Annotated in this window: 17 protein-coding genes; 12 read left to right on the forward strand and 5 right to left on the reverse strand. The window is 35.5% G+C overall.

Features of this window, described 5'->3' with window-relative positions; all coding sequences use genetic code 11:
• Positions 1 to 7: 7 nt before the first annotated feature.
• Complete coding sequence (locus ACQKN4_RS20440) at positions 8 to 505, forward strand: CcdC family protein (RefSeq protein ID WP_079560128.1); 498 nt, start codon at positions 8 to 10, stop codon at positions 503 to 505.
• A gap of 56 nt (positions 506 to 561) precedes the next feature.
• The gene (locus tag ACQKN4_RS20445) at positions 562 to 756 is read left to right on the forward strand and encodes a hypothetical protein (RefSeq protein ID WP_427484662.1); all 195 of its coding nucleotides are present in this window, start codon (positions 562 to 564) and stop codon (positions 754 to 756) included.
• Positions 757 to 845: 89 nt separating this feature from the next.
• On the opposite strand, the gene ACQKN4_RS20450 is transcribed toward ACQKN4_RS20445, so the two are convergent.
• The 4 genes from ACQKN4_RS20450 to ACQKN4_RS20465 all read right to left on the reverse strand — a co-directional run bounded on the left by ACQKN4_RS20450 (position 846) and on the right by ACQKN4_RS20465 (position 4,024).
• Complete coding sequence (locus tag ACQKN4_RS20450) at positions 846 to 1,274, reverse strand: DUF2621 domain-containing protein (protein ID WP_079560130.1); 429 nt, start codon at positions 1,272 to 1,274, stop codon at positions 846 to 848.
• A gap of 159 nt (positions 1,275 to 1,433) precedes the next feature.
• On the reverse strand, positions 1,434 to 3,080 hold the full coding sequence (locus ACQKN4_RS20455; protein WP_427484663.1) for a recombinase family protein: 1,647 nt from the start codon (positions 3,078 to 3,080) through the stop codon (positions 1,434 to 1,436).
• 92 nt (positions 3,081 to 3,172) lie between these two features.
• Complete coding sequence (locus ACQKN4_RS20460) at positions 3,173 to 3,667, reverse strand: ImmA/IrrE family metallo-endopeptidase (RefSeq protein ID WP_427484664.1); 495 nt, start codon at positions 3,665 to 3,667, stop codon at positions 3,173 to 3,175.
• A 3-nt stretch (positions 3,668 to 3,670) separates the two neighbouring features.
• Positions 3,671 to 4,024 carry a helix-turn-helix domain-containing protein gene (locus ACQKN4_RS20465; protein ID WP_427484665.1) on the reverse strand — a complete coding sequence of 118 codons (354 nt, stop codon included), beginning with the start codon at positions 4,022 to 4,024 and terminating at the stop codon, positions 3,671 to 3,673.
• A 380-nt stretch (positions 4,025 to 4,404) separates the two neighbouring features.
• Between ACQKN4_RS20465 and ACQKN4_RS20470 the strand changes: the two genes are divergently transcribed.
• From ACQKN4_RS20470 to ACQKN4_RS20480, 3 genes are all read left to right on the forward strand, one after another.
• Positions 4,405 to 4,587: a helix-turn-helix domain-containing protein gene (locus ACQKN4_RS20470; protein WP_427484666.1), complete on the forward strand. Its 183-nt coding sequence runs from the start codon at positions 4,405 to 4,407 to the stop codon at positions 4,585 to 4,587.
• A gap of 20 nt (positions 4,588 to 4,607) precedes the next feature.
• The gene (locus ACQKN4_RS20475) at positions 4,608 to 4,862 is read left to right on the forward strand and encodes a hypothetical protein (protein ID WP_427484667.1); all 255 of its coding nucleotides are present in this window, start codon (positions 4,608 to 4,610) and stop codon (positions 4,860 to 4,862) included.
• Positions 4,863 to 4,955: 93 nt separating this feature from the next.
• Positions 4,956 to 5,129 carry a hypothetical protein gene (locus ACQKN4_RS20480; protein ID WP_427484668.1) on the forward strand — a complete coding sequence of 58 codons (174 nt, stop codon included), beginning with the start codon at positions 4,956 to 4,958 and terminating at the stop codon, positions 5,127 to 5,129.
• On the opposite strand, the gene ACQKN4_RS20485 is transcribed toward ACQKN4_RS20480, so the two are convergent.
• Entirely contained in the window at positions 5,122 to 5,634 is a 513-nt protein-coding gene (locus ACQKN4_RS20485) for a hypothetical protein (RefSeq protein ID WP_427484669.1), read from the reverse strand. The two genes, ACQKN4_RS20480 and ACQKN4_RS20485, sit on opposite strands and share 8 nt — an antisense overlap.
• A 60-nt stretch (positions 5,635 to 5,694) precedes the next feature.
• Between ACQKN4_RS20485 and ACQKN4_RS20490 the strand changes: the two genes are divergently transcribed.
• The 7 genes from ACQKN4_RS20490 to ACQKN4_RS20520 all read left to right on the forward strand — a co-directional run.
• Complete coding sequence (locus ACQKN4_RS20490; RefSeq protein ID WP_427484670.1) at positions 5,695 to 5,958, forward strand: hypothetical protein; 264 nt, start codon at positions 5,695 to 5,697, stop codon at positions 5,956 to 5,958.
• On the forward strand, positions 5,955 to 6,224 hold the full coding sequence (locus ACQKN4_RS20495; RefSeq protein WP_427484671.1) for a hypothetical protein: 270 nt from the start codon (positions 5,955 to 5,957) through the stop codon (positions 6,222 to 6,224). Before ACQKN4_RS20490 ends, ACQKN4_RS20495 begins: the two co-directional genes overlap by 4 nt.
• 173 nt (positions 6,225 to 6,397) lie before the next feature.
• Positions 6,398 to 6,544: a hypothetical protein gene (locus tag ACQKN4_RS20500; RefSeq protein ID WP_427484672.1), complete on the forward strand. Its 147-nt coding sequence runs from the start codon at positions 6,398 to 6,400 to the stop codon at positions 6,542 to 6,544.
• A gap of 24 nt (positions 6,545 to 6,568) precedes the next feature.
• Positions 6,569 to 6,838 (forward strand): AbrB/MazE/SpoVT family DNA-binding domain-containing protein, encoded by a 270-nt coding sequence (locus ACQKN4_RS20505; protein ID WP_427484673.1) that lies wholly within the window; start codon positions 6,569 to 6,571, stop codon positions 6,836 to 6,838.
• An 8-nt stretch (positions 6,839 to 6,846) separates the two neighbouring features.
• Positions 6,847 to 7,029: a hypothetical protein gene (locus ACQKN4_RS20510; protein ID WP_427484674.1), complete on the forward strand. Its 183-nt coding sequence runs from the start codon at positions 6,847 to 6,849 to the stop codon at positions 7,027 to 7,029.
• Positions 7,026 to 7,895 (forward strand): hypothetical protein, encoded by an 870-nt coding sequence (locus ACQKN4_RS20515; protein ID WP_427484675.1) that lies wholly within the window; start codon positions 7,026 to 7,028, stop codon positions 7,893 to 7,895. Before ACQKN4_RS20510 ends, ACQKN4_RS20515 begins: the two co-directional genes overlap by 4 nt.
• Positions 7,864 to 8,570, forward strand: a 707-nt coding sequence (locus tag ACQKN4_RS20520) for a PD-(D/E)XK nuclease-like domain-containing protein (protein ID WP_427484676.1), incomplete at its 3' end; no start/stop codon positions are given. The genes ACQKN4_RS20515 and ACQKN4_RS20520, both read left to right, overlap by 32 nt.

An 8,570-nucleotide genomic window follows, 5' to 3' on the forward strand; every position in this document is an offset into this window, starting at 1 on the left:
ATTTTTTATGTTTAGCAATATCCCTTCTCACTATTATGTAATAGGTTCGACCATAATGGCCATTTTTATGGGTACCTTTGTCATGGTTATACGTATGCGGGCGTCTAAGAAACCGACAAATGAGAAGAAAATTATCATTCCACCTATAGCGATGTCTACAGGTGCGTTAATGTTTTTATTCGAACAATTTCGAGTGCCACCCATGCAAATTCTTGAAGCGGCAGCAGTCGGCATGGTATTCTCGACAATCTTAATTGCTACTTCTAAATTTGAAGTAAAAGGCCAAGATATTTATTTAAAACGTTCAAAAGCATTCGTTTTTATACTGATAGGACTGTTAGTGTTCCGGGTAGTTGCAAAAGTAATATTAAGTAACTCCATTGACATTGGTGAATTAGCAGGAATGTTTTGGATTCTAGCGTTCGCGATGTTACTTCCTTGGCGAATCGCAATGCTTATTCAGTTTATAAAAATCAAAAAAACAATTCCGCTGAAGAATTATTAATGGAAGAACTACACTAGAGATTTTATCTAGTGTAGTTTTTTTATGCATTTTTGCTGATGGATAGAGTAGATCTAGCGACGGACAGAATCGTCAAAGATATGGATAGAAAGGTGAAAGCTGTGGATAGAATCATCAAAGTGATGGATAGAAAACAGAACGACGGAAAGAAATGCCGAAGTGACGGAAGAAGTCATCCAAGCGATGGAATGAAAGGCGAAAGCGACAGAAAGAAGAGCCAAGGCAACGGATAGACTCCAAGAAAAACTTATAAAAAAGAATATATGGTAATTCTTATCTAAGGGCAGAAAAACGCTGCACAACGTTTCTGTGCAGCGTACCTTCATTCAAATAGATGTTCATATGGAGAAATGTCAATCTGCATTTCATCTAATTTCTTACGTAAAAATTTATGGTCGCGCTTAGGCGTTGCTTGAATATAGCCACGTATAATTAAATCATGGTTAATAGCGGATGCCTTTTCTTCTATTGCAAGTTCTCCAATTTTTCCTGCAATTTTTTCCTTTGCTACTTGTCTAAATAGCTCAGGTACAGGGCTTACAAGTTCATATAGAAGATCTTTCTCAGGTTGTCCCCATAAATGAATCGTTTTATCTAAATAATACTCTTGCCAATCTAAATCAGATTTACCGTCCTGCTTCGGTAATGCCTTTAAAAATTTGCGGAACATGAAAAATCCGCCAATCGCCATAAGGGAAATAAGTACAACTACCCAAAATAAGATAAACCATAAAAACCAACCACTTAACAAATCGTTCACCTCTTTGCCTTCTCTCACTCTATTATAAAAGCTTACATAAAAAAATTCATCCTAAATGTCCCTTTTTTAGCAATAAGTCTGTATATATGTATGTATTAAACCATGGGAATGGGTGGGGGGGAGTAGTTTTTGGAAATTCGTATAGTGAATTTAATAATCTTTACTTTTGAATTTACCGAATTTCTTCTCTAATCTATAAGCTGTACTTGTAGGGATTTTTAATGCATTCGCTGCCGCTTGTACAGAAGCTTCCGGATTATCCTTTAAGTATTGCTGTATGCGGTTATATTTACCTTGAGGGTCCACACCTGAGCTAATGATTTTTGCTCTTTTATATGGATCAGGGGCAATTGGTACGATTATATCTAAGGGTACATTATTTGGTAATAAGCTGTTAAATATAATCTTATCTTCGTACACAGTAGCAGTAGGGAATAGATGTCCGATCATTTCCATTTGTTCAGATTTCTCTAAAAGGATATCAAATCTCTCTGCAACACTTAGATACTGCATAACGACATCATAGTTAAATAAGTTTGCTTTAATTAATTCTTGTTTATTGGTTATTTGATTATATCGTTCCTCATGTAACTTTAGTTCATTTTCAAGTAACGCTTTCTGGGAGTTGAGTTGTTCTTTTGACCAGGTACCATCAAGATATAAAGATAAAAGGCGGTCAATTTTAGTTTTGATGTCATTCATTAATTTATGTGTCATATTAATTTCATTTTCGATTCGCTGTAAATCTTCATCGTTGTATTCAATTTGTATATATTGCTTTGCTAATGTTTCATTTTTAATAATATCTTTTAGAGCTTTGATAAAGTTAGGTTCAACACGAATTGTGTTAATTGCTTCTAAATGGCAGTCTGACTGATGGCCAATGTAAAAATGTAACCATCGACCTTTTACACCTGACATACGAACAGCCATCTTTCTACCGCAATACGCACATGTCATATCTACGCGACGTAATATCTGAGGATCACCTTCAGGTCTACGACGGTATTTACTTTTACGTTTTTCTATAATTCTTTGATACTCTTCATCTGTACATAATTTAGGATAGACATTTTCAACTACTATTTTTTCACCATTTGAAAATTTTTTTATCATACGACCACAATAAACTTCGCTGGTTAGTTTATGAGATACAATTGAGGTTGTCCATGCATTTCCTCTAGGAGTTTTGGTAATCTTATTTAATGCATCTGAAATTGCTACATCCCCCATATTTTTATCCAGGTATGCTTCTTTCATAAATAGGTAGACCCATGCCCACTTTTCATTTATTTCATAAGTACCTGTGCTTTTATCGTAAATGTATTCTGATGGAGTTGGGCCCCAACCTTTCCCTTCGCGTGTGCGTTGTCTTTTCCCTCTCATCATACGACGTACAATAGCACGTTTTTCCCGCTGAGCTATTAAGTTTTTCAAATCTGAAATAAATTCATCATCTTCATTTGCAAGATCAACAATTGTGCCAGGTTCGGCAATCTTTACTTTATTGTCTCGTAAAACATCTTTGAGAAATTCCCAATTGAGGGTATCAAGGCGACTTAATCTATCTTGGTCAACACATAAAACAATATCTACGGCATTTTCCTCGACATAATCCATTAAACCATTAAGGCCTTCTTTATTAAGTTTCCCACCACTATCTACGTCTTTAAATTCAGCAACAATTTCCCAACCTTGGCTAATAGCATATCTAGTGAGTTCTTCTTTCTGTGCTTTTAAACTATATCTATCTTCTTGAAGCTTAGTGGAAACGCGATAATATATTATAGTTTTCATTATTTTTCTCCTTATTATTTTTGCTAATTAAAATAATGAACATCCACGAGAATGTATGTTCTTTTTAAGGGTAAATTTTTTTAGAACTTAATTTATGCTTGGTATTTTAATTTCGGTGTTTCAATCCAGTCAAACCACTCAAGAACACCCAATGGTTCAAAGCAAATGGTAAAGTTATCAATTGAAATATATAACCCATATTTACTTTTATACCAATCAAGAGCATCATCTAAAAATTCCTCTGTTACATATAGAAAATCAGACAGTTCATAACGGTTTGTAATATGCAATTTGTGGGCTTGTATGATTTTTGAGAAGGGAATAAGCCTTTCATATGCCCAGGCTCTAGCTTTTAATTCTTGTTTTCGGTTTTCTACACTGGATAGGTCGAGGATATCACCAGTTGTTGTATGGTGATGCCCGACCTCTTCAGCTAGGATACAGCGTTTTTCACTAATAGAAGGTAGCGATTTATTGATCCAAATAACATTATCTCCATATAAACCTTTGCTCTTCATATTGTTCATTTCGTATACTTCTATTTCTAAATCGTTACATTCATCTAGTAAAGTGTCGTACGAATACATATGCTATTCCCCCTGATGTTTACGCGCCTCTCGTCTCATAGCCACAAAGCGTTTAAATTGTTCAATTTCTTCTAATTCTTCTTCAGTCCATTCTTCTCCATCATGGTGAGCAGCGATATTTTGAACAGTATTATTCTTTTCTGGGGCTTCGTAATATCTTTTGATATCAGTAAGGCCAAGTAGATAATCAGTGGAGACATCAAAATATTCAGCGACTTTTATTAAGTTTGCGCCAGTAGGTATTTTCTTTTTCCATGAATATAGAGTGTTTTTTCCTAACTCTATTCTTTCCTCTAATATATTTACCGAAATTCCTTGTTCGTCACATAATTTTTTTAGTCTATCAAATGCAGTCATAATAAAGTTCCTTTCCTTTATGAACACTCTATTAAAAAAAAGACTAAAAATAGTTGACTTTTAAATCAAAGTCTAATATACTGTGTCCATAAGCTAATTTGTTAGCTAAAAAAGAGTACAAAAATACGACCTTTTAAAACACATTTTGACGTTGGGGAACGGAACAAATGTAATGTTTATAGGCTTTTTAAAGTCTTATTTAGCTATGCTTAAATATTAAAACAAAGTCTAAAAAATGTCAATGGAATTAGCTGATATTTTAGCTTATTGACTAAAAACACTAATGCGCTGTGATACCGAGCCGACGACGGTATAAATTATTCGGACTTATAGCTTAAATGACGGTAGCAACGTTAACTGATTTTGAAAGGAGATCAATTATGCCAGAAGATTTGGGGTTAGAAGTTCGTTCCGAACTGTTTAAAAGAAAAATGAGTCAAAAAGAGCTAGCTGATCTAGTTGGTATTTCAAATGCTTATCTATCGGATATTATTCGTGGGCGTAAAGATGGCCCGAAGGCTCAGGAGCATATCAAGCATATTCGTAAGATTTTATCTATTTAAAACTATAGGAGCGTGGTTCGATGGCAAAAAAAATTTTTCCGATTGATCCAGAGAGAGTACGTCAAAATGCGTACCTACCCGTGAAATTAGCTGAACTCTCGAAGTCAAACCCAGAAAAAGCACTGGAACTTTTACAAGCTTGGGGAGAGGGAACGAAAACCATAAAAAAACTGTGGGATGAGGTCATCCAGTATGTAGGTGATTCTATCCAGACTTCAAAGGTAGGTGAACAAAATGAAAATCAAAGTAGTAGAGTTGTTGGCATTACCGGTTGAGAAACGTTTAGCTTTAATCAGTAATGCGATTAATAAAGGTGCAGCAGTACGTAAGAAATAAATCTATCAGACTATGAAAGGAGAGTGAAGAATGTGGGTGACAATAAAAAAACCTCACAGGTTGCTGGAACAACGAGTGAGGTAGAAATCAAATTACTACTTAATGCCATTGAACAGGGAATGCAGTCAATATTATTAAGAGACAAATATCTTAGAACTCTATTAGGCGTTCAAATAGTTTTACTTATCCTTCTATTAATCAAATAACGCTATCAATTATTGAATCAATAAAAGCTCTTATTTCTGTTGTGTATGCAGAAATAAGTATAGTCGCTACCCAACCTATAGAGCTTAGTAAAAGCGAAGGTATTTTATTGAACTGATGATTGAGCAAAAAACCAAGCACTACTGCAGGTATGTAGAAAATATCTTTAATGAAATACGTAGGATTTATCAGATACTTTCTCATCCAGAAAGAGTTGCGATCAAAGGCTTCATTCAATTTAAAGAAACTTTCAACTATTTTTTGTTCATCATCAAAGTCCTTGTATGATGGGGATCTAAAATAAACGCTACCAATTAAATCATTACTTAACGGTTTATTTCTAGCTATTAGTTCAAATGCATCTAACTTTGCTTCATGTGTACTAGCATTCTTATAAGAGTTATATAGTCCCATTAGGTAATTTAAGCGAGTATTTTTCCAAAATAGCTTTATAGGTCTTCTAAGATACATGAATAATATGAAAGCTAAAACTAATATTATATTCAAAACTATCACCTACCTCTCTACTAATAGTTTAGCAGATAGGAAATATAAGGAGGAATAAATATGCAAACAGAATTGATTGTGGAAGGCATGGTTAATTCAATTCAAAAACGAATTGCTGAATACGAGGAAATTTCAAATGATTTAGCACATGATTACATTCAGTCAGATAAGCCATTCCCTACGGAAATTAAACAACGTTATGACAATATCGGTACTTTGACAGAAGGGTTACAAGAAGCTGTAAACATCATTAAACAGGGTGACTACATGCGAGAGGATGTAGATTTGTCAGGCGGTAATGGTATTGGAGGTGATATAGGGTGAAACTTCAACCAGCAGATGAAATGAAAAAGGTTGCCAACGAAGCAACTGCAAAATTCGAGAAAGGTTCATTAGAAAGTGAATATTTCAAAGACCTAGTTAAAGGTATTGAATCAAAAGCAGAACAAGGTAGCTGTAAATTCACTTACATTTATCAAGGTGACGAACCTCGTATACTAGGAGTCTTTTCAAAAGAGTTAAAAAAAGCTGGCTATACGATTTTAGACAATAAGGGCGTGACTGGTTTCACGGTAAATTGGGGTGAGTAAATTGGACGATAGTCGTAAACAACAACTTATCCAACAATATTTCGAGTTAATATCAGCCCTACAGAAAATAAAAGTTATATGTCAAAGGGCTGAGTCATTTGGTGTTGAGGAAAGTGACATCGTTGAAATACTTGAAATTATAAGCCAGAAGGGCATCTAAAGGAGGAAAACAAATGAATGACTTTGATCGTAATTTCAAACGTACAAGCCGTATGGTTGGTGTGGTTTTCGCAGTAAGCATTATCATTTCGGCTGCTGTATTAGGTGGCTTTGGTTGGCTAGTTTACGTATTGTTAAAGCATTTCGGCATTATTGGTTAATTAAAAACTAGGAGGTAATTTCAAATGAAAAGCACTGGAATTGTTCGTAAGGTAGATGAGTTAGGACGTTTAGTAATCCCAATCGAGTTAAGACGTACTTTAGGCATTGATGTTAAAGATGCAGTTGAAATTTTTATCGATGGGGACAAGGTTATTTTGAAGAAGTACAAGCCTAATATGGCATGCGCTGTTACTGGCGAAGTGTCAGACGATAATTTAGTTCTACTAGGTGGCAAATTGATTCTAAGCACAGAGGAAGCTAATAAGCTAATCACTGAGATTGAGTTGAAGTAGGTGATTCCATGCGTATAGGTTATTCACACGCAGAAGAATACGATCGTGAATCAGATTACTGGCAAGACATTGAAGACGCGCAGAATGCCCAAATTGAGGCACAAAAAAACTCGTCAAAGGCGGCAACCAATGGCGAGCGTGAAAATTTTATAAATGACACTGGTATTTTACCACAGGAGGGTGAAAAATGACAAACGACTTAACAACACAGTTTAATTCTGTTCAGACAAATATAGATCAACAAAGCGTATTGGCTCAATCTAGTGTTTCCAGAGAAATGGAAGAAGTTAAAGGTGCGATCTTCTTAGCAAAGCAATTTCCACGTAACTACTTTGAAGCTGAAAAACGAATCTTAGATGCGTGTAAACGTCCTTCTTTGGCCGAAACATCAATGTACACGTATAACCGAGGTTCTACAAAGGTAGAGGGGCCATCTATTCGATTAGCTGAGGTATTAGCGCAAAATTGGGGCAACCTTTCATACGGTATTCAGGAGTTAGAACAGCGAAACGGTGAATCGGTTGCAAAGGCGTATTGTTGGGATTTAGAAACCAATGTACGACAAGAAAAAACATTTACGGTTAAACATTCATTAAAAACTAAACACGGATTAAAGCATTTAACAGATCCGCGAGATATATATGAAAAAGTAGCGAATGATGGGGCGCGGAGAGTACGTGCTTGTATTTTAAGTGTTATTCCAGGTGATGTTGTAGAAATGGCAATTGAACAATGCCGACAAACGCTTACTGGAAAATCAGATAAACCACTTAAAGATAGAGTTGGTGCTGCACTTAATCATTTCAAAGAAAAATATGGTGTAACGCAAGAAATGATAGAAGATCGTTTCGGTTATGCTGCAAGCTCATTCAGTGAATTTGATTTAGTTCAACTAACAAACATTCACAATTCCTTGAAAGACAATATGTCTACTGTTGAGGATTGGTTCAACAAAGATATTGGAAAGCAACAATCAAGTGGTTTAGCTACAGACTTCAACAAAGAACAAGGCGAGGTGAAGTCAGATGCAAACACCGTTCCAGCTGAACAAGGATAATTACCATTCAAATGAAGCCAATCAGCAATATATATCAGTCTCGCAATTTAAGAGTGCAATAGAGTGTGAGGCTAGTGCAATTGCTGAGTTAAGTGGAGAGCATGAACGCCCTTCCTCTTTAGCGTTAACAGTAGGTTCTTATACACATTCAGCGTTTGAAAGCGATCAGGTTTTTGACGAGTTTGTGGAAGAAAACAGAGGCGTTATTTTCAATACGCGAGATAAAAAATACGCTGATTTTAAGCAAGCTGATTCCATGATAAAAACAATCAAAAATGACCGTTTTGCAATGTTTGCCCTGGAAGGTGACAAAGAGGTTATTTTCACAGGTGAATTGTTCGGTGTCCTTTGGAAAATCAAAGTTGACGCAATAAATCATGATCGTAAAACGTTCACTGATTTAAAGACTACGCAGAGCCTTAGCAAGCGTTATTGGAGCGACAAGTATAGCAAATATGTTTCGTTCGTTGAAGCCTATGATTATGTGCTACAAATGGCCATTTATCGAGAAATAATCTATCAAAACACAGGAGCTTATTATAATCCGTACATTGTGGCAGTCACGAAAGAAACACCGCCCGATAAAGCTATATTGCATTTTGACAATAGCCGATTTGAATTTGAGTTGGAATATGTAAAGGAGCATTTGCCAAGTATTATTGCTGCTAAATCAGG

The sequence above is a fragment of the Lysinibacillus sp. NPDC093692 genome, assembly GCF_050280125.1.
GTDB lineage: Bacteria > Bacillota > Bacilli > Bacillales_A > Planococcaceae > Lysinibacillus.